24 protein-coding genes and 1 pseudogene are annotated in these 23536 nt (G+C 70.7%); 15 read left to right on the forward strand and 10 right to left on the reverse strand.

Annotated elements, in window-relative coordinates; genetic code table 11:
- The first annotated feature begins 73 nt into the window (after window positions 1–73).
- Window positions 74–3199, forward strand: coding sequence for a BTAD domain-containing putative transcriptional regulator (locus OG975_RS25725; protein WP_406331722.1), 3126 nt, complete (start codon window positions 74–76; stop codon window positions 3197–3199).
- A gap of 107 nt (window positions 3200–3306) precedes the next feature.
- Here the strand turns inward: OG975_RS25725 and OG975_RS25730 are convergent, their stop codons facing one another.
- The 5 genes from OG975_RS25730 to dhaM form a co-directional block, all read right to left on the reverse strand.
- On the reverse strand, window positions 3307–4122 hold the full coding sequence (locus OG975_RS25730; protein WP_406331723.1) for an ABC transporter permease: 816 nt from the start codon (window positions 4120–4122) through the stop codon (window positions 3307–3309).
- 83 nt (window positions 4123–4205) lie between these two features.
- Window positions 4206–5165, reverse strand: a complete 960-nt coding sequence (locus tag OG975_RS25735) for an ATP-binding cassette domain-containing protein (protein WP_406331724.1) — start codon at window positions 5163–5165, stop codon at window positions 4206–4208.
- Window positions 5166–5386: 221 nt separating this feature from the next.
- Entirely contained in the window at window positions 5387–5842 is a 456-nt protein-coding gene (locus OG975_RS25740; protein ID WP_406331725.1) for an ATP-binding protein, read from the reverse strand.
- A 75-nt stretch (window positions 5843–5917) separates the two neighbouring features.
- Window positions 5918–6217: an HPr family phosphocarrier protein gene (locus tag OG975_RS25745; protein WP_406331726.1), complete on the reverse strand. Its 300-nt coding sequence runs from the start codon at window positions 6215–6217 to the stop codon at window positions 5918–5920.
- Complete coding sequence (gene dhaM / locus OG975_RS25750) at window positions 6201–6593, reverse strand: dihydroxyacetone kinase phosphoryl donor subunit DhaM (RefSeq protein WP_406331728.1); 393 nt, start codon at window positions 6591–6593, stop codon at window positions 6201–6203. The genes OG975_RS25745 and dhaM overlap by 17 nt, the downstream gene beginning before the upstream one ends.
- A gap of 60 nt (window positions 6594–6653) precedes the next feature.
- Between dhaM and OG975_RS25755 the strand changes: the two genes are divergently transcribed.
- The 7 genes from OG975_RS25755 to dhaL (OG975_RS25785) all read left to right on the forward strand — a co-directional run bounded on the left by OG975_RS25755 (window position 6654) and on the right by dhaL (OG975_RS25785) (window position 13792).
- Complete coding sequence (locus OG975_RS25755; protein WP_406331729.1) at window positions 6654–7433, forward strand: IclR family transcriptional regulator; 780 nt, start codon at window positions 6654–6656, stop codon at window positions 7431–7433.
- A gap of 332 nt (window positions 7434–7765) precedes the next feature.
- A complete protein-coding gene (locus OG975_RS25760; RefSeq protein ID WP_406331730.1) occupies window positions 7766–8536 on the forward strand; it encodes an MIP/aquaporin family protein in 771 nt (256 codons plus the stop codon).
- Window positions 8533–9531, forward strand: coding sequence for a dihydroxyacetone kinase subunit DhaK (dhaK, locus tag OG975_RS25765; protein ID WP_406331731.1), 999 nt, complete (start codon window positions 8533–8535; stop codon window positions 9529–9531). The genes OG975_RS25760 and dhaK (OG975_RS25765) overlap by 4 nt, the downstream gene beginning before the upstream one ends.
- Before the next feature lie 152 nt (window positions 9532–9683).
- Window positions 9684–10310, forward strand: coding sequence for a dihydroxyacetone kinase subunit DhaL (dhaL, locus tag OG975_RS25770; protein ID WP_406331732.1), 627 nt, complete (start codon window positions 9684–9686; stop codon window positions 10308–10310).
- Window positions 10307–11992: a phosphoenolpyruvate--protein phosphotransferase gene (locus OG975_RS25775; protein ID WP_406331733.1), complete on the forward strand. Its 1686-nt coding sequence runs from the start codon at window positions 10307–10309 to the stop codon at window positions 11990–11992. The genes dhaL (OG975_RS25770) and OG975_RS25775 overlap by 4 nt, the downstream gene beginning before the upstream one ends.
- Window positions 11993–12107: 115 nt before the next feature.
- A complete protein-coding gene (gene dhaK / locus OG975_RS25780) occupies window positions 12108–13100 on the forward strand; it encodes a dihydroxyacetone kinase subunit DhaK (protein WP_406331734.1) in 993 nt (330 codons plus the stop codon).
- 47 nt (window positions 13101–13147) lie between these two features.
- Window positions 13148–13792: a dihydroxyacetone kinase subunit DhaL gene (gene dhaL, locus OG975_RS25785; protein WP_406331735.1), complete on the forward strand. Its 645-nt coding sequence runs from the start codon at window positions 13148–13150 to the stop codon at window positions 13790–13792.
- Window positions 13793–13959: 167 nt separating this feature from the next.
- Here dhaL (OG975_RS25785) and OG975_RS25790 read toward each other — a convergent pair whose 3' ends face one another.
- Window positions 13960–14124 (reverse strand): hypothetical protein, encoded by a 165-nt coding sequence (locus tag OG975_RS25790; protein WP_406331736.1) that lies wholly within the window; start codon window positions 14122–14124, stop codon window positions 13960–13962.
- 198 nt (window positions 14125–14322) lie between these two features.
- On the opposite strand from OG975_RS25790, the gene OG975_RS25795 reads away from it, so the two are divergent.
- Both OG975_RS25795 and OG975_RS25800 read left to right on the forward strand, forming a co-directional pair.
- Window positions 14323–16428 carry a nitrate- and nitrite sensing domain-containing protein gene (locus OG975_RS25795; protein ID WP_406331737.1) on the forward strand — a complete coding sequence of 702 codons (2106 nt, stop codon included), beginning with the start codon at window positions 14323–14325 and terminating at the stop codon, window positions 16426–16428.
- A 383-nt stretch (window positions 16429–16811) separates the two neighbouring features.
- Window positions 16812–16958 (forward strand): hypothetical protein, encoded by a 147-nt coding sequence (locus OG975_RS25800; RefSeq protein ID WP_406331738.1) that lies wholly within the window; start codon window positions 16812–16814, stop codon window positions 16956–16958.
- Window positions 16959–17196: 238 nt separating this feature from the next.
- Here OG975_RS25800 and OG975_RS25805 read toward each other — a convergent pair whose 3' ends face one another.
- Entirely contained in the window at window positions 17197–17448 is a 252-nt protein-coding gene (locus tag OG975_RS25805) for a hypothetical protein (RefSeq protein WP_406331739.1), read from the reverse strand.
- A pseudogene (locus tag OG975_RS25810) lies at window positions 17445–17867 on the reverse strand (response regulator). The gene OG975_RS25805 and the pseudogene OG975_RS25810 overlap by 4 nt, the downstream one beginning before the upstream one ends.
- A 186-nt stretch (window positions 17868–18053) precedes the next feature.
- Between OG975_RS25810 and OG975_RS25815 the strand changes: the two are divergent.
- The 5 genes from OG975_RS25815 (at window position 18054) to OG975_RS25835 (ending at window position 22023) form a co-directional block, all read left to right on the forward strand.
- Window positions 18054–19379 (forward strand): glycosyltransferase family 4 protein, encoded by a 1326-nt coding sequence (locus OG975_RS25815; RefSeq protein ID WP_406331740.1) that lies wholly within the window; start codon window positions 18054–18056, stop codon window positions 19377–19379.
- Between the two features lie 36 nt (window positions 19380–19415).
- Window positions 19416–20876 (forward strand): hypothetical protein, encoded by a 1461-nt coding sequence (locus OG975_RS25820; protein WP_406331741.1) that lies wholly within the window; start codon window positions 19416–19418, stop codon window positions 20874–20876.
- Between the two features lie 74 nt (window positions 20877–20950).
- The gene (locus OG975_RS25825) at window positions 20951–21328 is read left to right on the forward strand and encodes a BlaI/MecI/CopY family transcriptional regulator (RefSeq protein WP_406331742.1); all 378 of its coding nucleotides are present in this window, start codon (window positions 20951–20953) and stop codon (window positions 21326–21328) included.
- A gap of 123 nt (window positions 21329–21451) precedes the next feature.
- Window positions 21452–21631, forward strand: a complete 180-nt coding sequence (locus OG975_RS25830) for a hypothetical protein (protein WP_406331744.1) — start codon at window positions 21452–21454, stop codon at window positions 21629–21631.
- Between the two features lie 2 nt (window positions 21632–21633).
- The gene (locus tag OG975_RS25835; protein ID WP_406331745.1) at window positions 21634–22023 is read left to right on the forward strand and encodes a M56 family metallopeptidase; all 390 of its coding nucleotides are present in this window, start codon (window positions 21634–21636) and stop codon (window positions 22021–22023) included.
- Between the two features lie 294 nt (window positions 22024–22317).
- Here the strand turns inward: OG975_RS25835 and OG975_RS25840 are convergent, their stop codons facing one another.
- Together OG975_RS25840 and OG975_RS25845 are read right to left on the reverse strand one after the other, a co-directional pair.
- Window positions 22318–22644 (reverse strand): GNAT family N-acetyltransferase, encoded by a 327-nt coding sequence (locus OG975_RS25840; RefSeq protein ID WP_406331747.1) that lies wholly within the window; start codon window positions 22642–22644, stop codon window positions 22318–22320.
- Between the two features lie 77 nt (window positions 22645–22721).
- Window positions 22722–23462 carry a hypothetical protein gene (locus OG975_RS25845; protein ID WP_406331748.1) on the reverse strand — a complete coding sequence of 247 codons (741 nt, stop codon included), beginning with the start codon at window positions 23460–23462 and terminating at the stop codon, window positions 22722–22724.
- Between the last annotated feature and the right edge of the window lie 74 nt (window positions 23463–23536).

A 23536-nucleotide genomic window follows, 5' to 3' on the forward strand; every position in this document is an offset into this window, starting at 1 on the left:
GTGGGTGATGCTGACCCGGCGTTGGAGGGTGATCGACACGGAGGGGCCGGTCGGTCGGGAGGGAGAGGCCGCCGTGGTGCGCGTAGAGCTGCTCGGACCGGTTCAGGTGTACGCCGATGATGCGACGCCGGTCGAAGTCGGTGGCGTCCGGCTGCGGATGCTCCTCGCCAGGCTCGCCCTCGAAGAGGGCCGGACGGTGCCCGTCGACTCGCTCGTCGACGGCCTGTGGGGAGAGGAGCCGCCCGCCGACGCGGCCAACGCGCTGCAGGCACTGGTGTCCCGGCTGCGCAGGGCGCTGCGCGGGTCCGCCGCGGTGGAGTCCGCGTCCGGCGGCTACCGGCTCTCGGTGCGGGCCGAGGACGTGGACGTTCACCGCTTCGAGGAGCTGACCGCCCGGGGCAGGCGGGAACTGGCGGCCGGGCGGGCCGGCGAGGCGGCCTCGCTGCTCGCGGCGGCGCTCGGGCTGTGGCGGGGCGCGGCGCTCGCCGATGTCCTCGACGCCCCGTTCGCCGGGCCCGTCGCGACCAGGCTGGACGATCTGCGGGCCGCGGCGGCCGAGGACCGCTGCGATGCCGAGCTGCGGCTCGGACGATACGGAGAGGTGCTGGCCGACCTCGAAGCGGCCGGTGCCGAGCGGCCGTTGAGCGAGCGGGTCGCCGGGCTTCGGATGCGGGCGCTGTCCGCGGCCGGACGGCAGTCCGACGCCCTCGCGGTGTACGAGGCGATACGGGAGCGGCTCGGCGACGAACTCGGGGTCGATCCGTCGGCCGGGCTGCGGGAGATCCATCTGGCCCTGCTGCGAGGTGAGTTGGAGACGCCCGCCGAGCGGGCCGAGGCCGCCCCGAGCCGCCTCCCGGCCCGGCTCACCAGCTTCGTCGGCCGTGACAGTGAACTGACGCAGCTCGACGGGCAGTTGGATCGCAGCAGGCTCGTCACCATCGTCGGCCCCGGTGGCGCGGGCAAGACCCGGCTCTCCTTCGAAGCGGCCACTCGGGACCGTGCCCACGCGCGAGGCCGGGTCTGGTTCGTGCCGCTCGCCGGTGTGAGCGCACCGGACCAGCTGGCCGACGCGGTACTCGGCGCCCTCAGCTCCACCGACGGCGGCCTCTACGACGCGGGCCAGGGGCAGCGGGCCACCCCGGTCGAGCGCATGGCCGGGCTCTTCGGCAGCGGCGACGCCCTGCTCCTGCTCGACAACTGCGAGCACCTCGTCGAGGCCGCCGCGGAACTCACCGCCGAACTCCTCGACCAGCTCCCGGAGTTGCGGATCCTCGCCACCAGCCGCGAGGCCCTCGCCATCACCGGTGAGTCCCTGTGCCACCTCGGCCCCCTCGACGTACCGATGGGATCACCGGAGCCCGCCGAGGCCGCGCAGTCGCCCGCCGTCCGCCTCTTCGTCGACCGGGCCGCCGGAGTCCGGCCGGACTTCACGCTCGACGACGTGACCCTCGACGCCGTGGTCGAGGTCTGCCGACGGCTCGACGGGATGCCGCTCGCCCTCGAACTGGCCGCGGCGAAGCTCCGCTCGATGAGCGTCGAGCAGATCGCACGCCGCCTCGACGACCGCTTCCGCCTCCTCGCCTCGGGCAGCCGCACCGCCCTGCCGCGCCAGCGCACCCTGCTCGCGCTCGTCGAGTGGAGCTGGGACCTGCTCGACGAACCCGAGCGGATCCTCGCCCGCAGACTGTCGGTGTTCCCGGGCGGCGCGACCGTCCCCGCGCTCGAAGCGGTCTGCGCGGACCCGTCGCTCCCGGCCGCCGACATCCCGTACGTCCTGGACGCCCTGGTCGAGAAATCGCTGGTCCACACCGTCGACGAAGGGGCGGGCGAGCCGCGCTACCGGATGCTGGAGACGGTACGCGCGTACGCGGCGAGGCGGCTCGCCGACGCCGAGGCCGAGTCCGGGGACGCCGTCACCCAGCGCTATGCCGCGTACTTCCTGGCCCTCGCGGAAGAACACGAACCCCGCCTTCGTACCGGCGAACAACTGCGTGCGATCGAGGTCTTCGACGCCGAACACGACAACCTCGTCCTCGCGCTGCGCTCGCTCGTCGACGCCCGGGACGAGAACCTGGCCGCACGCTTCGCCAGGGCGATGTTCTGGTACTGGGGGATCAGGGGGATGAGCACCCAGCTCGACACCTATGCCGTACGGCCAGGGGGCGGCGAACGTCCGGCCGCCGAGGGCGAGTCGGCGACGGCACGTGAGTTCCACCCGGCCACACTGCTCCTGCGGATGTCCCAAGCCTCCTTCCCCGCAAGCGCATCAGACCCGGGCGGAACCGCGGACCAGGGGGACCCGCTCGACTCGCCCGACCCCTGGGTGCGGGCGAGCGCCCACCTGGCACGGGACTTCGCCCTCACCGAACAGGGCGACCTGGTCACCGGCGCCGAGTCCCGGAGGGAGGCCCTGCGCGGCTTCGAGGAGGTGGGCGACCGCTGGGGGCTCGTGATGAGCCTGTTCCCGATCGGCCGCGACCACTCCCTGCGCGGCGAGTACCCACAGGCCATCGCCACCTTCGAACGGACCGTGGCACTCAGCTCCGAGCTCGGCACCGAGGACTACCTCTACCTCAGCAAGGCCCGACTCGCCCGCGAACGCCGGCGCAGCGGCGACCTGGCGGGCGCCTTCCGCGATCTGCACGCCGCACACCGGCAGGCCCGCGAGCGCGGACAGCTGCGCCTGGAGGCCAACATCCTCGTGGGCCTGGCCAATGTGCACCGCAGGGCCGGTGACCTGGCGCAGTCCGACGCGACCCTCGACCGTCTCGAGGCGCTGAGCGCCCGGCGGCCCTCCCTCAGAGAACTGGCCCGCGACCTGATCGTCAGCACCCGCATCGAGAACCGTCTCGCCGAGGGGGACGCCGTACGGGCCAGGACCCTGCTGCCCGAGGCGGCCGGCGCCCTGTTCGGCCAGGGAGCGGGCGCGGCGCTCGCCTGGGTGGCCGAACTGCTCGGCGGACTACGGACATTGGAGGGCGCCCCCGAGGACGGCGCCAGGTCGCTCGGCATGAGCCAGGTGATGCGCGGCGCCTTCGACTGGGGCGAGCCGGAGTGGTGCGAGCTGGTCGACCGCATCGTGGCGACGCTGGGCGAGGAGGGCTTCAAGAAGGCGTACGAGGAGGGCGCCGCGTACTCCCGTGAGGACGCGCTGCGCTGGCTGGAGGCGGAGACCCTGCGGGCGGTGCCGCGGATCTGACGAGTCGCGCGCGGTCATGCGGACAGCCGGACAGCCGGACAGCCGGGCGGGGTCCGCACCACCCCTGTGGGTGCGGACCCCGCCCGGCCGGGTTTGTCACCGGAGGATCAGCCGGCGTTCTTGCGGTAGGCGCGCATGGCCAGCGGGAAGAAGACGACGATCACGCCGGCCATCCAGGCGAAGGTGCCGGCCAGGGAACCGGCGACCGGGCCGCCGTTGAGCAGGCCGCGGACCGTGTCGGCCACCAGGGAGACGGGGTTGACGTCGGACCAGGCCTGGAGCCAGCCGGCCATGCCGTCCCTGGGGATGAAGACGTTGCTGGCGAAGGTGAGCGGCAGGATCAGGATGGTCATCAGGCCCTGCACGGAGGCGGGGTTCTTGATCAGCATGCCGAGGTACACCGAGATCCAGGAGAAGCTGAGGGCGAAGCCGACGAGCAGGGCGAGCGCGGCGAGCGCGGGGAGCGGGCCGGTCTCGACGCGGTAGCCCATGACCAGGGCGAGGACGACCAGGGTGCCCAGACAGACGACATAGCGGACGATGTCGGCGAGAACGGCGCCGATCAGAGGGCTGGAGCGGGCGATCGGCATACTGCGGAACCGGTCGAAGATCCCGGTACTGGCGTCCGCGGAGAGCGAGGCGCCGATGCCGATGCTGGCCTGGAAGACGGCCATGACCATGACGCCGGGGGTGACGAGCCGCAGGTAGCCGTCGGTGTCGCCGCCGGACATGGCGTCCCCGAAGAGGTAGATGAACATCAGCAGGCTGATGATCGGGGTGAGGATCACATCGACCAGCTGCATCGGCGACTTCATGAACTTGGTGACGCCGCGCCCGGCGAGGGCGAGGCTGTGCTGCGCGGTCTGCGCGAGGCTGATACGGCCGGAGAGCTCGGAGTGGGCGCTGAGGGTCTGGGTGCTCATGAGGGGGACCTCTCGGGTGTCGGGAAAAGTCTTCGCGGTCTTCGCGGTCTTCGGGGACTTCGCGGAACGGGGGAGCCGGGGGCTCAGACGGCGACGGGCTGCTCGTCGGTCGTGGCGGGCGCGTGTCCGGTCAGGGCGAGGAAGACCTCGTCCAGGCTGGGCAGCCGCAGGCCGAGTTCGTCGGCGGTGATGCCGGCCCCGTCCAGGCGGCGGGCGACCGCGGCGACGATCAGCGGGTCGTCGGCCGGGACGGTCAGCACGCCGGAGTCCTGCGCGGGGGAGTGGCCGGACAACTCGGCGAGCACCTGCGAGACCCGCGGCACATCGGCGGCCACGGTGGGCCGGACCTGGAGGATCTGGCCGCCGACGCGGCGCTTGAGCTCACCGGGCCGGCCTTCGGCGACCTTGCGGCCCTTGTCGAAGACGGTGATGGAGTCGGCGAACTGGTCGGCCTCCTCCAGGTACTGGGTGGTGAGCAGCACCGTGGAGCCGTCGGCGACCAACTGCCGTACGACATCCCAGACTTCCTGCCGGGCGTGCGGGTCCAGGCCGGTGGTGGGCTCGTCCAGGAAGAGCACCTGGGGCCGGCCGACCAGGGAGGCGGCCAGGTCCAGACGCCGTCGCATACCGCCGGAGAAGGTGGCGATCGGCTTGCGGGCCGCCTCGGAGAGGGAGAAGTTCTCCAGGAGCTCGGCGGCCCGCGCCTTCGCATCACGCCGGGACAGGCCGAGCAGCCGCCCGATGAGCACCAGATTCTCGGCGCCGGACAGGGTCTCGTCCACGGAGGCGTACTGACCGGTCAGCCCGATCAGCTGCCGGACCTTGACCGGGTCCTTGACGACGTCGTGGCCGCCGATGGTGGCGTGTCCGCCGTCGGGGCGCATCAGAGTGGCCAGGATGCGCACGGTGGTGGTCTTGCCCGCACCGTTGGGGCCCAGGACACCGACGACCTTGCCGGCCGGGACCTCCAGGTCGACGCCGTCCAGGGCGGTGAAGTCGCCGTACTTCTTGACCAGTCCCTCGGCCCGGATCGCGTACGCCATGCTCAACAACTCCTCGTCAGGTCCTCGTCGTTCTCGATGACCATGACGATGCCGGGCCCCGCTGACAGTCCGTGACCAGCCCGCTGACAGCGGTCGCCGACAGCTGTCAGGCGGTATCAGACCACTCCGCGAACAGGCCCGGCAGGAGGAAGCGTCTGCGGCCGTTCCTCGTGCCTGCCGCGAAGTCCTTCAGGGGCGTGCGGGTGCTGTGCCACGGGTGGTCAAGTCCCCATGTGCAAATCGGCCCATCGGGTGGTCCTCTCGGGGCGGCGGGATATTCCGTGGCGTGTGGAGAGGGCCGCGACGATGCCGGTCCCGCGACCGTTTTCCTTGTGTTCGACGGGGTGGGGGCCGTCGGGCGACGTGCGCCGTTGAGGTACCGGCCCCGCGTCGGTGACCTCGATGCGGAGGGCGCGGCGGCTGCCGACCTCGGGAATGGACAACCGCAGCACTGCTGGAGCCAGTGCGTGGACGATCGCGTTGGTGGTCAGCTCCGAGATCACCAGGAGGGCGTCGTCGGCTGTCGGGGCAGGCACGCGCCATTGGACGAGGACGGCGCGTGCGCGTCGGCGTACGGCGGAGACGGCCTCGGGGATGTGCGACAGCGCGCACACCAGCTCGGCCCGCGAGGGCGGGGTCATATCGGCGTCAGACGTGCTCGTGGCGGGGACGCTCATCCTCGGCCACCTCCACTGGTCATTGCTTCTCATGCCGGAAGCGGCGACTGGATCCTGCCGCTGGTGGCGGTCGGGTCACTCGGCGGTGGCGAGGATGTGGGCCAATGCCGTGACGGCCTGTTCGGCGTCGTGGCCTTCGGCGCGGATGGTCACGGTGCTTCCGGCGGTGGCACCCAGGCCCATCACGGCGAGGACGCCGGTCGGATTGACCGTCCGGTCGGCGTACTCCAGCTGTATGGCGCTGGTGAATCCGGCTGCGGCCCGTGCGAGTTGACCTGCGGGGCGGGCGTGGAGGTTGGCGGGCAGGACGACGGCGGTCTCGTGTTTGAACGTGGTCGTGGCGGTCGTGGTGGTGGGGTCAGAGCTTGGGGACATGGCGGGCCTCCTTGGCGGCGTCGGCGACGGTCTTCAGGTCGGCGCCGGATGCGGCGGTGACGACGGCTGCGACAGCTCCTTCGACGAAGGGTGCGTCGACGATCAGCACGTCGGGGTGTGGATGGTCTTCCAGGACGGTGCGGGCGGTCAGGACGGAGCTGCCGAGGTCAGGAAGGACGACGACGCCGGCTCCGCGGTCGGCGTCGCGGATGGCGGCGAGGACGAGGTCGTAGCTGGTGCCGATCCGGCCGTCTTCGGTACCTCCGGCAGTGGCGAGGGGGACCGTGTCGGAGCCGATCTGCTCCACCAGCAGGCGGAGGCCCGCGGCGAGCTCGGCGCTGTGGGACACGAGTACGATGCCGACAGAAGTGCTCATGAACGCTTACCTTAAATCTCGGAACGCTGTTCATCAATACTGAACACAGGAGAATTTTCGATGGTGCAGGCGGTACAGCGCGCGGTGCGGATCCTGCGGGAACTCGCGTCCACCGGGCCCCGGCTGGGTGTGACCGAGCTGGCCGACCGCCTGGGCGTGGCCAAGCCGACCGTGCATGCGCTGCTGCGCACGCTGGAGGCCGATGGGCTGGTCGTGCAGGACAAGCACAGCTCGAAGTACCAGCTCGGCCCGGATCTGGTGCGGCTCGGCAACGCCTACCTGGACACCCAGGAGCTGCGGACCCGCTCGCTGACCTGGGCGGATCAGCTCGCGAACCGAACGAACGAGGCGGTCTGGGTAGCCGTGCTCACCGGTGACCACGTCCTGGTGGTGCACCACGCCTTCCGGCCGGAGGGCGCGGTGCAGATCCTCGAAGTGGGCGCCAGCATCCCGTGGAGCACGTGTGCTCTGGGCAAGGCGATCGTGGCCTTCGTTCCGGCCGACGAGCGGGAGCGGCTGCTCGCGGGCGCGCCGGCGGTGCTCACCGGCGCCAGCGTCACCGACCCGGAGGAGCTGGCGGGCCACCTGAAGGAGGTCCTCAGGACGGGGTACGCGATCGAGGACCAGGAGTCCGCCATCGGGGACGCGGGTATCGCGTCTCCTGTCTTCGACCGCTCCGGCGACGTGGTCGGCGCCCTCGGCATCGTCGGCCCTGTCGAGCGACTGCTGGCCGAATCAGCACGTCAGGAGCTTGCAGTCGCCGTCCGGGAGACCGCCCGCAATCTCTCCCGCGACCTGGGTGCCCCCAGGGGGGCGGCCGCACGCACCACGATGACCTGATCTGCCCCTGCGGTCCGGTAGTGGCTGTCCTCCTTCCCGCATTCCACCCTCTGATCCAGGCCCCTCGGCACGCCGCCGTGGGGCCTTCTCCGTGTCGACGGAACGCGATGGCTGCCGAACCTCTTGACAGGTAGGAAACGCGGGCTTAACTTCCGGAACAACGTTCATCCATGATGAACGCCCTACGGCCGGATGCTTAAGCTGCCCGGTTTCCCCTGAGCCGGCCGCCAGGTTGCCCGACCCTGACCACCTGGCGGCCACCTCCCTTCACAGCCCGCTCTACGCGGAGGAGGTGAGACGCCCAATCTGCCGTTCGGCACTGGGCGCCTTCCATGGAAGAAAACACTTACCCACAGAAGCTTTTGGCCGAGATGCTGGGCACCGCGGTGCTGGTGTTCATCGGCGTCGGTTCGGTTCCCGCCACGCTCATCGTCGGTGGCGACGCGCCCTTCACCATGGCGCAGCTGGGAATGATCTCGCTGGCCTTCGCCACCGCCGTCATCGCCATGGTCTATGCGATCGGCCATATCTCCGGCTGCCAGATCAACCCGGCCATCACCCTGGCGCTCGCCGCCACGAAGAAGATGCCCTGGCGGGACGTCCCTGGCTACATCGCGGCGCAGGTGGCCGGGGCGGTGCTGGGCGCGCTTGCGATCGTCGGAGTGCTGGGGAAGAAGGCGGTCGACGTCGGCCTCGGTATCGCCGCCTACGGCACCGGTGTCGGCGCAGGCCAGGCCTTCTTCGCCGAAGCCATCGGCACGTTCATCCTCGCCTTCGTCGTCTTCGGGGCCATCGACCGGCGCGCGGCCGGCGGCTTCGCGGGCCTGGCCATCGGCCTCGGCGTGTTCGCGATCATCATTCCGGTGGCGCCCGCCACCTCCGCGTCCATCAACCCGGCCAGGACCCTCGGCCCGATGATCACCGGCCAGCTCTTCGACGGCACGGTCCACTGGGATCAGCTGCCTGTCTACCTGGCCGCCGAGGTGATCGGCGCCCTCGCCGCCGGCGTCCTCTACACCGCTCTCAATGCCAACCGCAAGGCAGCAACCGCAGCCGAGAACCGGGCCGCCCAGCCCGCCAACGCCGAAGGAGCCCTGTCATGAAGAAGCTCATCAACGACCCTGGGGCGGTGCTGGACGAGGCCCTGGCCGGGATCGCCGCTGCCCACCGGGATCTGAAGGTCGACGGGGAGAACAAGGTGATCGCCCGAGCGGGCGGCACCAGAGTCGGCAAGGTGGCCCTCATCTCCGGCGGCGGTTCCGGGCACGAGCCCTTGCACGGCGGTTTCGTGGGGCTGGGCATGCTGGACGCGGCCTGTCCCGGGGAGGTGTTCACCTCGCCGGTCCCCGGCCAGATGCTGAACGCCGCGCAGGCCGTGGACGGCGGCGCGGGCGTGCTGTTCGTCGTGAAGAACTACACCGGTGACGTGCTCAACTTCCAGATGGCTGCCGAACTTGCCGAAGATGAGGGCATCACGGTCGAGACCGTGCTGGTCGACGACGACGTCGCCGTCCAGGACTCCACATGGACGGCGGGCCGCCGGGGCACCGGGGCCACCGTCTTCGTGGAGAAGATCGCCGGAGCCCTCGCCGAGCAGGGTGCCGACCTCGCCGCCGTCGCCGAGATGGGCAAGCGGGTCAACGCCGTCTCCCGGTCCTTCGCCGTGGCGCTGACCGCCTGTACCTCCCCCGCTTCGGGCAAGCCGGGCTTCGATCTGCCCGAGGACGAGATCGAGGTCGGCGTCGGCATTCACGGCGAGCCCGGCCGCCGCAGGGAGAAGCTCCGGCCGGCCAAGGAGATCGTGGCCACTGCCCTGGACGCGATCCTGGCCGATCAGCCGCTGGCCGCCGGGGACGAGACCATCGTCATGGTCAACGGCCTGGGCGGCACCCCGCTCATCGAGTTGTACGTGGTGTTCAACGAGGTCGCCGCCGCACTTGGGGACAAGGGCGTGGTCATCGCCCGCAACCTCGTCGGCAACTACGTGACCAGCCTGGACATGGCGGGTGTTTCCGTCACCGTGTGCAAGGCCGATGCCGACATGCTGTCCCTGTGGGACGCGCCTGTGAACACCCCGGCCCTGCGCTGGGGCATCTGAACCGAGCCGGGGGCGGGGCCGCGCAATACGCGAGGGCCGGGCCGGAGCCTTCCCGCGCCAGCTCTCCCCGGACCGCACCCCCGCGCATCCGCCCCCGCCCCCGGCTCACCCAACCGCCAGCCAGCCACGCCCCAACCAGGAACGGAGACTCCGTGGACACCGACCTCGCCCGCACGTGGGTGCAGGCCATCGCCGCCGCGGTGGAGAAGCACAAGGACCATCTCACCCAGCTCGACTCTGCCATCGGCGACGCCGACCACGGCGTCAACATGCACCGCGGCTTCTCCGCCACCACCATGGCACTTGCCGACTACAAGGCAGACACCCCCGGGGCAGTGCTGGTCAAGACGGGCAGCACTCTGATCTCCAGCGTCGGGGGCGCCTCCGGTCCGCTCTACGGCGGCGCCTTCCGCGCCATCGGCAAAGCCCTGGACACGCCCACCACCGACACACGGCAGTTCGCCGCCGCACTCGCCGCGGGCCTGGCGAGCGTCCAGAAGCTCGGCGCGGCCGCACCCGGCGACAAGACCATGATCGACGCCTACGCCCCCGCTCTGGCCGCCTTCCAGCAACAGGCCGACGCCGGAGCCGACTTCGCCGCCGCCGCCGTGGCCGCCGCCGACGCCGCCGAAGAGGGCATGCGTGCCACCACCCCGATGCAGGCCCGCAAGGGCCGCGCTTCCTACCTCGGCGCCCGCAGCATCGGCCACCAGGACCCGGGCGCCACATCCACCGCCCTCATCTTCCGCGCCCTTGCCGAGACAGTGGTGGCCCGATGACCGACCGCCGCACCTACACCGGGCACACCGCCGCACCCGGCATAGCCCTCGGCTTCGTCCACCGCACCGACCGGCCACCCACCAGAACGGTGCTCCCCCACCGCGCCAGCGGCGACCCCACGCAGCAGATCACCGACGCCTTCGACGCCATCGCCACCCGCCTGCTCGACCTGTCCACCTCACTGCGCGAACAGGGCAAGGACGAACAGGCCGACATCATGGAAGTCAACAGCTACATCGCGCAGGACCCGGATCTGCGCGACCAGGCCGTCAAACGAGCGAACGACGGCCATCCGGTACCCGTCGCCGTGCGGCAGGCCATCGACGCCTACGCCGGAACCATCGCTGCCCTGGACGATCCAACCCTTGCCGAACGCGCGGCAGACGTCCGGCAGGTCGGCCGCCGCGTCCTGGCCCACCTGCACGGCGACACGGGCCCCGCCCTCGACCAGCCCCTCGTCCTGGTCGCCCACGAGATCGGCGCCGCCGACCTGCTGGAACCCGGCCAGACGGTGACAGCCGCCATCTCCGTGACCGGCGGCCCGAATTCCCACGCCGCGATCGTCGCCCGCTCGCTGGGCATTCCCTTCCTCCTGGCCGTCGACCCCCAGCTGCTCGAACTGCCGGACGGGCAGGAGATCCTGCTCGACGCGGACCTGGCCAGCGCGGTCGCTCGCCCCGACGACGACGAACGCACCAGGGCCCTGCACGCAATGGAGACCGCCCGAACCCGCAGGCTCGCCCTCGCAGAAGAGCGCCACCTGCCCGCCGAGACACTCGACGAGCACCGCATCGTTCTGCGGGCCAACGTGGCCACCCCGGCCGAGGCCCGCGCGGCCCTGACCACGGGCGCCGAGGGTGTCGGCCTGCTCCGCACCGAGCTGCCCTTCCTCAACCACCCCGCCTGGCCCACCCGCAACCAGCACGCGGCCACCCTCGTCCCCGTCCTGCGCGCTCTCACCGGGCAGGTCGTCACGGCTCGCACTCTCGACTTCGCCGACGACAAACTGCCGCCGTTCCTGTCCCGCCTCCAGGGCACGCGGATCGGTCGGGGCCTCCCCCTCATGCTCGCCCAACCGGACGCCTTCGCCGACCAGTTCCGCAGCCTGCTCAGCGCCGGAGCCGACACCGACCTGCGCATCATGATCCCCATGGTCGCGAGCATCGACGAACTGCGCGCCTGCCGACGTGTCCTCCAGGCCGCAGCCGCCGAAGCCGGCGTCCCGACCCCGCCCCTGGGCATCATGGTCGAACTGCCCGAAGCCGTCGCCGCGGCCGACGACCTCGCCCGCGAAGCCTCCTTCCTCTCCATCGGCAGCAACGACCTCACCTGCCAGATCCTGGGCCTGGACCGGCGCGACCCCACCGCCACCCCCGCCATGGCGGCACACCCCGCTGTACTCGATGCCATCGCCCGCGTCGTCACCGCCGCCCACCGCCACAATCGTCAGGTCTCCGTCTGCGGCGACGCCGCCGCACACCCCCTCGTGACCCCCCTCCTCATCGGCATCGGCTGCGACAGCCTCTCGGTCGCCCCAGCCGCCCTCGACGAGGTCCGGGCCCGCATCCGCCGGCTCCGCCACGACACTTGTGCCTCCCTGGCCGCCGTCGCCCTCACCCGGGAAACCCACGAAGAGGTCTGGCGACTCGTCGAGCAGTGCTGCCAGCCGTCACTGCCCTGACCCGAGCCGCGCACATGGCGCGATTTCTCAAACGTGGGCAGGTCCGACCGGACCTGCCCACCAGAGGACTTGGTTTCCGCTGATCTTCTTATCCAGTCGAGAAGGGGCCTGAACCGTGAAGAAGCTCATCAACTCGCCCGATGAAGTGCTTGCCGATGCTCTCGTCGGCGTGGCCGCCGCGCACCCCTCGCTGACGGTCAACACGTCCGACCGCTACATCGCCCGCGCAAGCGGGCCGACCGCTGGGAAGGTCGGCCTGGTGTCGGGTGGCGGGTCCGGGCACGAGCCGCTGCATGGCGGGTTCGTCGGGTACGGGATGCTGGATGCGGCCTGTCCCGGTGAGGTGTTCACATCTCCCGTGCCGGACCAGATCCTCGCCGCCACGCGGGCCGTTGACAGCGGGGCGGGGGTGCTGCACATCGTGAAGAACTACACCGGCGACGTGCTGAACTTCCAGATGGCCGCCGAGCTGGCCGCCGACGACGGCGTGAGGGTGGAAGGCGTCGTGGTCAATGACGACGTCGCCGTGGAGAACAGCACGTGGACGGCGGGCCGACGGGGTACCGGGGCGACCGTGTTCGTGGAGAAGATCGTCGGTGCGGCCGCCGAGCTCGGTGCGGACCTGAGCACGACCGCGGCTTTGGGCCAGGAGGTCAACGACCGGTCCCGTTCCTTCGGGGTGGCGCTCACGCCGTGCACGGTGCCCGCGTCGGGCAAACCCGGTTTTGAGCTGGGCGAGGACGAGATCGAGCTGGGCGTCGGCATCCACGGCGAGCCAGGTCGCGCCCGCGGCAGGCTCGTCTCCGCCAGGGAGATCGTCGGTGTCGCGTTGGACGCCATCCACACCGACATGCCGCTCTCAGGCGAAGTGCTCGTGATGGTCAACGGCCTGGGCGGCACCCCGCTGATCGAGCTGTACGTGGTGTATGCGGCGGTTGCCGAGTGGCTGGCCGGCCATGGCGTGTGGATCACTCGCAACCTGGTCGGCAACTACGTGACCAGCCTGGAGATGGCCGGCTGCACGATCACGGTGTGCCGGCTCACGCCACAGCTCACCCATCTGTGGGATGCCCCGGTCGTGACCCCCGCGTTGCGCTGGGGACGCTGAGCGGCCTCGGACACCGACGACAGACTCCATGAGGGAGAAGGACGACGATGGACGCGAGCATGTTCCGGGCCTGGATCCATGAGGCCGCCCGACTGGTGGCCGAGAACGCCGATCATCTGACACGCCTCGACTCCGCTGTCGGCGACGCCGACCACGGCATCAACATGCGCCGTGGCCTGCAGGCGGCGGTGGCAATGCTGGACGAAACCGACCCGTCCACCCCCGGCGCGGTGCTCGCCACCGTCGGCCGGGCACTGATCAGCAAGACCGGCGGGGCGTCGGGACCGCTGTACGGCACCGGGTTTCGGCAGGCCGCGGGGGCCCTGGGCGAGGATCCCGACGTGTCCGCGGCACAACTTGGGGCGGCGTTGGCTGCTGCCCTCACCGGCATCCAGCGGATCGGCGCGGCGCTCGAGGGCGACAAGACGATGATCGATGCCCTCAGCCCGGCCGTGACCGCCTACCAGGCCGTCATCGACACAGGCGGCGACCTGACCAACGCCACCCGCGCGGCGTCCGACGCCGCCGTGCGGGGCCTGAAGCAGACCGCGGGCCTACAGGCCCGGAAGGGCCGCGCGAGCTATCTCGGCGCCCGCACCATCGGTCATGAGGACCCCGGCGCGGCGTCGACCGTGCTCATTCTGTCTGCCCTCGCGACCGTCACCGCGGCGAGCGGGCGGAGGAGTGAGTGACCAGGCGCAGGGGCGGCGACATGAGGGTGGTATCCAGTCGGCGGGCCGGCACCGAGGTGGGCGAGCGACCGCTACCCGCCGGTACCTGGTCCTCGACCGCGTACCCCGCTCGTACTCGGCGATGAGGACGTGCCGCAGCGACTCGGGGTCGGTCATGGTCGTGTCGGTCAGGCGTTGGGCCGGCTGAGCCCCGGTACGGAGCGGATCGCCGCAGCGACCGCCGCCGACGAAGTGGTCGCGATCTCGAACAGCTCCGAGACCGACGCGTAGACCGCTGCCCCAGGCACCTGCCAGGGGACGCACGAGGCCATGGCCTCATTCAGCGACGTCACGACAAGCGCACTCGCGCGATGAATGGAGCGTCCGCGATGCGTGCACGCGCCCCTGAATCGCGCACGTTCAATGGCGGAAAGAAGGTGCGAGGGCAAGTGCAGACACAACCCGCGGTGCATCGCCACGGCACGGAACCGGTGCAGCTTCCGGGGGCGAGGGGCAACGGTTCCGACAACGGCAGTACCGATTCGGGGCCCGTGCGTGCAGGTGGAGGGCGTCGCCCGAGCCCGGGCAGCAACCAGGCGGCGTTCGCCCTGAGTAACTGGAGTGTGCGCACCCAGCTGCTGGCTGTGGTGCTCATCCCGATCATCACCGCGCTCGTACTCGGCGGTCTGCGGATCTGCTCGGCCGTGCAGAACACACAGGGCATCAACAACGTCCGTCAGCTCGTCCGTATCGTCGACAAGGGCACGGGGCTGTTGGAGGAGATCCAGGACGAACGCGATCTCACCGCCCTCTACGTTGCGGCCGGGCGTACGGGCGACACGAGCCGGCTGGACACTCAGCGCTCCCAGGTGGACGCGGCACTCGCCCGGGTCCGTGCCGAGGCCGCCCATGTCCACCGTGGGACGAACCCCGTCCTGGCCACCCGGCTCGCGGTGCTCGACGCCTCTGGCGGGAAGGTGGCCTCACTGCGCCACACGGTAGCCCACTCGAAAATGCGCTTGCTGTCCATGGTCAAGGCATACACGGCGTTGATCGCCGAACTCACCGACGCCCTTGACCTTCTCACGCCGGACATCGCCCACCAGACCCTGGCCGTGAGGGCCGGTGCGCTCACGACCTTCGCACACGCCACGGAAGAAGCCTCCCGGCAACGGGCGCTGCTCGGCGGCGTGCTGACCCAGGGACACTTTGATTCGGACGAGGCCCAGGGCCTGTCCCTCGCCAGCCGGCAGCAACAGGTGTTGACCGGCGAGTTCCTGGCCGGTGCGCCGCCGGTCCAGCGTCAATTCTATGAGCGCACCGTCACCGGAAGCGACGTCAACAAGGCTGAGATGCTCCAGAAACAGGCACTCGCCCAACAGGGCACCAGCCGCCTCCGCCTCGACGCCGGCGAGTGGTTCGACACCATGACGAGCAAGCTTGAGCTGATGCGTCTGGTCGAGAAGCGGCTCGTCGGATCGGTCGAAGACGAGAGCTCGCGAGAGCAGCACCAGGCCGAGCGCTCAGTGTTCATCTCCTCGCTCGTCATGCTGTTGATCCTCCTGCTCACGTTCGGTGTGACGCACGTCCTCGTGCAGTCGATTGTCGGCCCGCTGCGCACCCTGCGCGCCTCCGCGCTCGATATCACGGAACGCCGCCTGCCCGAGGTGGTCCGGCTGCTGCGGGGCTCCAGCGACGCGCAACCGGAGGTCATCGAGGTCGAGTCCACGGGCATCAACTCGACCGACGAGATCGGGGGTGTCGCCGACGCGTTCGACGATGTCCATCGCGACTCCGTACGGCTGGCGTTCGAGCAAGCGCAGCTGCGAGGCCGTATCAACGCGATGTTCGTCAATCTCTCGCAGCGCAGCCAGAGCCTCGTGGAACGGCAACTGGAGCTGATCGACCATCTGGAGAGCGGCGAGCAGGACCCCGACCTGCTCGCCAGCCTCTTCAAGGTTGACCACCTGGCCACCCGCATGCGCCGCAATGGGGAGAATCTCCTCGTCCTCGCGGGCGAGGAGGCGGGTCGCCGCTGGAGGGCCCCGGTACGGCTCGTGGACGTCCTCCGGGCCGCCACCAGTGAGGTCGAGCAGTACCAGCGTGTGCAGCTACGCGGATTGGTAACCGCGGACGTCGACGGCCGGGCAGTGAACGACATCGTTCACCTCATCGCGGAGCTGCTGGAGAACGCGACCACGTTCTCCTCGCCGGACACCGAGGTGCTCGTCACGAGCCAGCTGCTGGCCGGCGGCGGCGCGAAAGTCGAAATCCAGGACAGCGGCATCGGCATGACCACAAAGGACCTTGAGGAGGCCAACGACAGGATCCTGAACCCGCCGGTCGTCGACGTCGCGGTGGCGCGGCGCATGGGCATGTTCGTCGTCGGCCGGCTCTCCGGCCGCCACGGCATCCGCGTCCAGCTCCGCGGGTCATCCTGCCAAGGCGTCACAGCAGTGGTCATGCTGCCCCAGAACCTGGTCCGGGAACACGGAGATCACATGGATCCTCCCGGACTGTCAGCCAGGTACAACCCGGAAGGACGCCTCACCGGCTGGCGCAACTACGACACGACCGAGCAACTCGACGAGAGCGCGCCGGCCAAACGTGCGTACCGGGCGCGCCGCCACGGCGCCCGCTCGGCGAGCAAGGAGTAACCGCTATCGCGCCCCTCGCCCAGCCATGGGGGTCCCGGGACGGAGTCTGGGGGAGGCTGGGTCCGGGTCCCAGCGCCGAAAGCAGGGGGCGTATCCCCAGGCCCCGTGTGCCGGAACGGAGGCCCAGGCCCGGTGGATGGCCTCGGCGGCCGTATCCGCAGCAAGCTGCCCGATCTCCCCAGGCACCTCCCGTTCGTCGAGCACGAAGAGCCGGCCTAGGACGAGGTGGGTGGTTGGCTTCCAGCGGAGACGGCGGCCCGCCTCGCGAGCAACGCGCCGGACGTCCATGCGCTCGCCCATCCCCGCAAGGTTCTCGCCGCTCAGGATCAGCTGCCCGTAGTACCCCAGTACTCAGGTTTGAGGAGGCACGCATCATCGACGTCATGCCGACTCTCGCCACCGAGGTCGAGGTGCTGGCCCGCTTCGGCCGTGCGCTCGCCGATCCGATCCGATCCGCTGCCGTCTGCTGGTCGCGCTGCGCTGGACGAGTAAGGACAAGCTCACTCGGCCGGCTCCAACTCATGACGTAGCGGACGACAGTTCGGCAGGCGTCGCCGGCGAAAGCCTGAGGGGCGCCGCCCGGGAGTCGATTCCGAACTCGGCTCCCAAACGGCCCCCGGAACCACTCAGGGGCCCGATCCGCTATGCGGATCAGGCCCCTGACCTGGTGTTTCTCTGTCGGGGTGGCGGGATTTGAACCCACGACCTCTTCGTCCCGAATGAGGTCCGGGCAAGATCCCTGCCTGGCAGATGTGGAATCTGTGCAGGTCAGGCCGCCGGTCTGAGATGGGCTGGCGCGGTCTCGCGGGGGCCCTGGGTGGTGTCGCGCACCACACCCGAAAAGACCTTCTGCTCGTCCACGCGCACCAGCCGGGCCGCCACGTCATAGCTGAGGAAGCCGACGAGCACGGTGACGGTGGCTGCCACGGCCGCGAACGAGACCGCGAACGCGGTGCCCAGGCTGGACCACCGGCCGGGCCGCAGCGCGTGGCGGATCGTTGTGCCCTGGGGCATGGTCATGGCTCTCTGACGGTGTAGCCGACGCCACGGATGGTGTGGATCAGGGCCGGCCGGGCAGGTCGGCCTTGCGCCGCAGACAGCCGAGGTAGGCGGTGAGGTTCTTGGAGCCGGGCCCGAAGCCGTAGCGCCAGATCAAATCGTGGAGGCCCGCGTCCAGCCCGGCGATCCGGTCGGCGGTCTGCACCCGCGCGGTGAGCATGAGCACCGGCGTACGGCCGCCCTCCGAGCGCGGACCCGGCACACTGCCAGCAAGTCGATGCCCGGCATCATCACGTCCAGCACCGCCGCGTCGGGCCGCTCCGGTGAGCGGCGGCCAGCGCCTCGGTGCCGTCGCGCAGGGCCGTGGTCCGGCGGCCCTCCAGCGTCAGGACACGCTCGAGCGATGTGCGGATCGCCCGGTCGTCCTCGGCGGGCAGCACGGGTGTTCGTCACCCGGCCAGTGTGCGCGGCCGACGGGAGTGCCGAGCCGGTCAAGGGTCCGTGCCTAGTGCCTCTTACCTCCTTCTCTCCGTCGTCACGCAGGCGGCTTACCTCCCTGCGTCATGGTGGCGCGTACGCCGGGCGGAGTTGCGTTCCTCCCGGATCCCCGGCCGGAAAGACCACGGATGAAGATCGCATTCCTGCTGCACAACGCCTACGGGATCGGCGGGACGATACGCACCACGCTCAACCTTGCGGCCGCGCTCGCCGACCACCATGAGGTGGAGATCGTCTCGATGATGCGGCACCGCGAGAACCCGCGCTTCACGGTCGACCCGCGCGTGCGGCTGATCCCGCTGGTGGACATCCGGCCGGACAGCGCCGACGCGCGAGATCCGCTGCACGCCGAGCCCGCGCGGGTCTTCCCCGCCGCCGAGAAACGACACCACCAGTACAGCCGGCTGATCGACTGCCGGGCGCGAGAGTACCTGCGCCGCAGTGACGCCGACGTATTGATCGGCACTCGGCCCGGCGTGAATGTCTACCTCGCCCGCTTCGGCCCGGGCCGCGCGCTGCGCATCGGCCAGGAGCACCTGAGCCACGATGTCCACAGCAAGCGGCTGCTCGCCGAGCTGGCTCCGCACTATCGCCGCCTGGACGCGCTGGTCACCACGACCGAGGCGGACGCCGCCGTCTACGCCAGGCGGATGCCGCTGCCGGGGGTGCGCGTCCTCGCCGTGCCCAACAGCGTCCCCGAGCCGCCGGGCCCGCTCTCCGACGGCACTACCAGGATCGTCGCGGCGGCCGGCCGGCTGGCCAGGGGCAAGCGTTACGACCTGCTCATCGAGGCATTCGCAGCCGTGGCCGTCAAGCACCCCGACTGGCGCCTGCGGATCTACGGCGACGGCACCGAGCGTGACCGGCTTGCGCGGCTCATCACCGAGTTCGGGCTCAAGGACGCCGTGCGGCTGATGGGGGTCCGCTCGCCCATCGAGCCGGAGTTCGCGAAGGCGTCGATCGTGGCGGTCTCCTCGGACGCCGAATCGTTCGGCATGACCATCGTGGAGGCCATGCGCTGCGGCGTACCCGTGGTCAGCACGGACTGCCCGCTCGGCCCGGCCGAGATCATCCGCGACGGGGTCGACGGCCGCCTCGTGCCGGTGCGGGACGTGGCCGCGCTCGCCGACGCGCTGAATGACCTCATCGAGGACGAGCCCGGCCGGCGCCGGATGGCCGCCGCCGCCCTGGACAACGCCGTCCGCTTCGACCCGGGACCCATCGCCCGCCGGTACGAGTTGCTCTTCGCCGAGCTGGCCAGGAGCCGCGGTGAGCGCGCCCGCGAACGGGTCGGCGCCGCCGCCCGGACCCGGCTGCGGGGCGTGCTGCGCCGGGCACGGCTGCTGGGCACACTCCGCCGGGCCGGCCGGGCGGTGCGCGACGGGCGCGCCACACCGCGTGGCGCCGTCCGGGCTCCCCGGCCCGCCGGGCCTGCACGCCGCGCACCCCAGTGACTATCGAGTCCAAGTGACGAACGAAGGGGGGAGGACGTGACCGCGACCCTCGCCGCGGCGCCGACCGCAGTGGTGAAGCGCGGGATCGCCCGCCGCCTCCCCTGGATCGCGCTGGCCGCCGTCGGCTACGCGCTGCTCCAACTCGCTCTCACGGTCCCGCACTTGGGGCTGGGCTGGGACGAGACGGTGTACGTCTCCCAGGTCGACCCCCGCAATCCGACCGCGTACTTCAGCGCACCGCGCTCACGCGGGATCAGCCTGCTCACCGCGCCCGTGCTGGCGGTGACCGGCTCCACCCTCACACTCAGGATCGTCCTGGCGCTGCTGTCCGCCGCGGCACTGTACGCCGCCTTCCGGGTGTGGCAGCCGCTGCTGGGGCACCGACGGGTCGCGCTCGCCGCGCTGCTGTTCGGCGGCCTGTGGGTCACCGTGCTGTACGGGCCGCAGGCGATGCCGAACCTGTGGGTGGCGCTGTCCGCCGTGGCCGCCGTCGGCTGGTTCCTGCGTGGCACCGCTCCGGGTGCGGCACAGCGCGCATACATCGGCCTGGCCGCCGCCATCGCGGCCGCCACCTCGTTCCGGACCCCGGACGGCATCTGGCTCGCCCTGCCTCTGCTGGCCGCCTGCGCACTCGTACCGGCCTGGCGGCGCCCGGCACCCGCCCTGACCGTCATCGCGGGGCTCGCCGTCGGCGGCGTCGAATGGATCGCTGAGGCGTACGCCCGGTGGGGCGGGATCGGCGCCCGGCTGCATGTCTCCAGCGCCACCGAAGGCGGCATGGGCGCCCACTGGGCCGGCGGCTACGCCCTGCGCAGCCTCAACGGCCCGCTGCTGTGCCGCCCCTGCCACATCCCGCTGACCCACCCGGCCCTCACCCTGTGGTGGCTCGCCCTTCCGGTGCTGGCCGCTCTCGCCTGCGCGGTGGCGCTGCGGACCGCGCGCCCCGCGACCGCCCTGCTCCCCGTCGCCTGCGCCGCCGCGCTCGCCGTCCCGTACCTCCTCCTCATCGACTACTCCGCACCCCGTTTCCTGCTGCCCGTCTACGCACTGCTCTCCCTGCCGCTCGCCGCACTGGCGGCGCGCATCATGTCGGCGTCCCGCACAACAGGTACCCGCACCCTCGCCGGTTCGGTGCTGGTGGCGCTGCTGGCCGTGCACCTGTCCGCCCAGTACGTGGTGCTGCGCCACAATGTGGCGGACGCCCGCGTGACCACCGGCCGCTACCGCACCGCCGCCGACGAGCTGCGTGGCCTCGGCCTGCGCCCGCCGTGCCTGGTCACCGGCAGCCACGCGCTGCCCGTCGCCTACTACGCCGGCTGCGCCTCGGCCGAGACCTCCGGCAACAACCGCTCGACCGCCACCCCCGCCCTGCTGCGCCGGGCCGCGCGCGAGCCCACCGCCCTGCTGGCGCCCAAGGCTCAGCGACCTCCGGGCTACGCCCGCGGCTGGACCGCCCACCGGTTGGCGGGCACCGGCTGGACCGCATACTTGCCGTAGATCCGGATTCGTCCTCTACGTCTCGTAGTAGCTTGCTCCTCCGGTCACAACCGTGTGCGAAAGGAGCGACAGGCGTGAGCGATCAGGGAGCGGCAGGCCGACGCGCGCGCGGGGAGCTGGAGAGCGAGGTGCTGGCGGCCCTGTGGGCGGCGGGCGAGCCGGTGGCAGCAGGCGCGGTGCGTGACCAGCTGCACGGCGATCCCGCCTACACCACCGTGCTGACGATCCTCTCCCGCCTGCACGCCAAGGGCCTGGTGACCCGCAAACGGGCGGGACGTGCCTACCTCTACGCCCCGGTGCGCGACGAGGCCGCGCACACGGCGGCCGGGATGCGGGCGCTGCTGGAGAAGGGCAGCGACCGGGCCGCGGTGCTCGCCCGGTTCGTCTCCGAGCTGTCGGTGGAGGACGAGCAGGTGCTGGAGCAGCTCCTGCACGGACACCCGGAGGATTGACGCGTGCGGATCGACGTCTACGTACCGCTGCTGCTGAGCGCGCTGTTCGGCGTGGCGGTGCCGTAAACCGGCCGGAGGCTGCCGCCCCGTGCCGCGACGTGGCTACTGACCTGCGCGGCGGTGGTGGCGGCGGGTACCTGGGCAACGGCGCTGGCGCTGCTGGCCTTCACGGTGGTGGGCCAGATTCCGCTGGTGGCCTCCGAAGGGATGTGGTCGGCCGAGGCGCTGGCCGCGAACGATCCGGTGCACCGCCCGGTGGCGCTCCTCTGCGGGCTGGTTCTGCTGGCATCCGCGGTGGGCTGACGGTGGTGTCCTGGCGGCGGGCGCGGGTGTTCCTCGACGCGTGGCGGGAATGCCGGGAGCTTCCGGCGGCCGGGGATCTGGCCGTGGTCGACGACCCGGTGCCGGCCGCGTTCGCCCTGCCCGGGACGCCGGGCCGGGTGGTGGTCTCCTCCGGCATGCTTCAGGCACTGTCCACCGATGAACGGCGCGCCCTGCTCGCTCACGAACGCGCGCATCTGAGCCACCGCCACCATCTGTTCCTGCTCGTGCTCCAGCTGGCGGCGGCCGTCAATCCGCTGCTGCGCCCGCTCGTCCGGGAGGGCGCCTTCGCGGTGGAACGGTGGGCGGACGAAGCAGCCGAGACTTGCCCGCAACAGCCCGTTCGTATGCGGCCTGTGAGTCCCCGTGAGTGACTCTGCCGTCTTCGTGGACTTCGAAGTAGCAGGTTGTCCCCGCCGTATAGGGAAAGTCTCTCCCCGCGGCCGCTGCGCTTCTCGGCTCCGCTTGCCCCCCTGGTCAATGATCGCCCCCTGCGGCGGGTGCGCCCACCGGCAACCACAACTCCCGTACTGCGCACGCGCCGACGCAAGGCACACAACATTAGCCTCAGGCTCGGTCAAGATCTGGGCCTCACCCTACGAGGCGTAGGACCGGCCGCTGTTCGGGCTGGTGTCCGCTGATCAGCGGCTCGGAAGATTGCCTGAGGGTCAGCTGATCCAGATGCCCTCGGGTGAAAGCCGGCGTGCGAGGCGCTGGCCGGCGTCACTGATTGGGGTCGACCAGGACACATCGGCAATATGACATCCGAAGTCGTCTGCGAGTGCCTGCACGAGCGCGGCACCGACGCCCCGGTGGCGATAGACGTCGGCCACCCAGATCAGGATGATGCGCGGGCGCAGGGTGTCGTCCTGATCACCGGAGGGGGACCCGTCGATCAGGTCCCAGCGGCGGTGCCGACTGACGTCGTGAGCGGCCAGGTAGCCGATGACGTACCCATTCGCCTTCAGCTCGTAGTGGTTCTCCTTCTGTGGCATCCGCCCCACTTCAAACACAAGCCTTCGCCACGCGATGGGTGACTGCGACGTCACAACGGCCAGGTCGCGCCACCACATCAGGTTCGCGGGCGCTCGGACGCCGAACGCCCACGCTGCATGATGGACCGTGTGCTTTTTACCGTTGTCCCTGGGCTCCCGCAGCATGCCGCAGGGGCAATTCCCGCCGCTCGGTGTCTCCATGGCGCGGAACTGAACGGGTTTCGCGCCGTAACTGAGGTCCTGGTCTCTGCCGCCCACCCAGGGCCGGAACGACGGATCCTCCGGCTCGACATACCCGGTCCAGCGGTCCCCCGACCGTTGAGGCGTACTCCGCACTTCTTGGCCTTGCCCCGCAGGAATCTCAGGAATGCGCCAGGCGGCGGGTCGAAATCGACGCCGCGGATCAACTCCCGCTCGCCGGGAGCAAGCCAGTCATCGACGGGAAGCGCCAGTCGGTCGGCAAGCGCGTGGAACCTGCTGTAGTCGTGGTCGAGTTCGGCGACGCGCAGTGCCTCGACCGTGGCCTTGACGTGTGGGAACGGAACGAACAGTGTGACCCAGCGCGGGCCGTCGCCCCACGAGAAGTCGCCTGAGTAGCCGTCGTACCAAATACGGTCGATGTACGCGTCGCGTGCCCTGTCGACGGCTTCTCTGTAGGCGGCGGGCAGCTCGGGGTCGTGTCCCTGAGAGGCCGCAGTGTCGACGTACCCATCGCGATCAAGCTCGACTGTGGCGTACCAGCGGTGGGGCCGAACAAGGATCTTCCGGGAGCGCCAGTCGCGGGGATCAGGGTCGAGGTGGGTAGTTCGCTCGGTCATGTGCTCTGCCCCGTAGCTCTACAGAGATCGGTCTTTGGACGTCATACAGGCTGTCGCGAGAGTACGGAGGGACG

The sequence above is a fragment of the Streptomyces sp. NBC_00203 genome, from assembly GCF_045206325.1.
Lineage (GTDB): Bacteria > Actinomycetota > Actinomycetes > Streptomycetales > Streptomycetaceae > Streptomyces > Streptomyces lutosisoli.

Coding starts and splice junctions, on each gene's coding strand:
- OG975_RS25735 (WP_406331724.1), bottom strand. CDS start 5,165: ATGGCGTACGCGATCCGGGCCGAGGGACTGGTCAAGAAGTACGGCGAC.
- OG975_RS25845 (WP_406331748.1), bottom strand. CDS start 23,462: ATGACCGAGCGAACTACCCACCTCGACCCTGATCCCCGCGACTGGCGC.
- OG975_RS25805 (WP_406331739.1), bottom strand. CDS start 17,448: ATGACCATGCCCCAGGGCACAACGATCCGCCACGCGCTGCGGCCCGGC.
- OG975_RS25800 (WP_406331738.1), top strand. CDS start 16,812: ATGCCGACTCTCGCCACCGAGGTCGAGGTGCTGGCCCGCTTCGGCCGT.
- OG975_RS25755 (WP_406331729.1), top strand. CDS start 6,654: ATGGTGCAGGCGGTACAGCGCGCGGTGCGGATCCTGCGGGAACTCGCG.
- dhaM (WP_406331728.1), bottom strand. CDS start 6,593: ATGAGCACTTCTGTCGGCATCGTACTCGTGTCCCACAGCGCCGAGCTC.
- OG975_RS25730 (WP_406331723.1), bottom strand. CDS start 4,122: ATGAGCACCCAGACCCTCAGCGCCCACTCCGAGCTCTCCGGCCGTATC.
- OG975_RS25740 (WP_406331725.1), bottom strand. CDS start 5,842: ATGAGCGTCCCCGCCACGAGCACGTCTGACGCCGATATGACCCCGCCC.
- OG975_RS25815 (WP_406331740.1), top strand. CDS start 18,054: ATGAAGATCGCATTCCTGCTGCACAACGCCTACGGGATCGGCGGGACG.
- OG975_RS25840 (WP_406331747.1), bottom strand. CDS start 22,644: ATGCCACAGAAGGAGAACCACTACGAGCTGAAGGCGAATGGGTACGTC.
- dhaL (WP_406331735.1), top strand. CDS start 13,148: ATGGACGCGAGCATGTTCCGGGCCTGGATCCATGAGGCCGCCCGACTG.
- OG975_RS25760 (WP_406331730.1), top strand. CDS start 7,766: ATGGAAGAAAACACTTACCCACAGAAGCTTTTGGCCGAGATGCTGGGC.
- dhaK (WP_406331731.1), top strand. CDS start 8,533: ATGAAGAAGCTCATCAACGACCCTGGGGCGGTGCTGGACGAGGCCCTG.
- OG975_RS25775 (WP_406331733.1), top strand. CDS start 10,307: ATGACCGACCGCCGCACCTACACCGGGCACACCGCCGCACCCGGCATA.
- OG975_RS25745 (WP_406331726.1), bottom strand. CDS start 6,217: ATGTCCCCAAGCTCTGACCCCACCACCACGACCGCCACGACCACGTTC.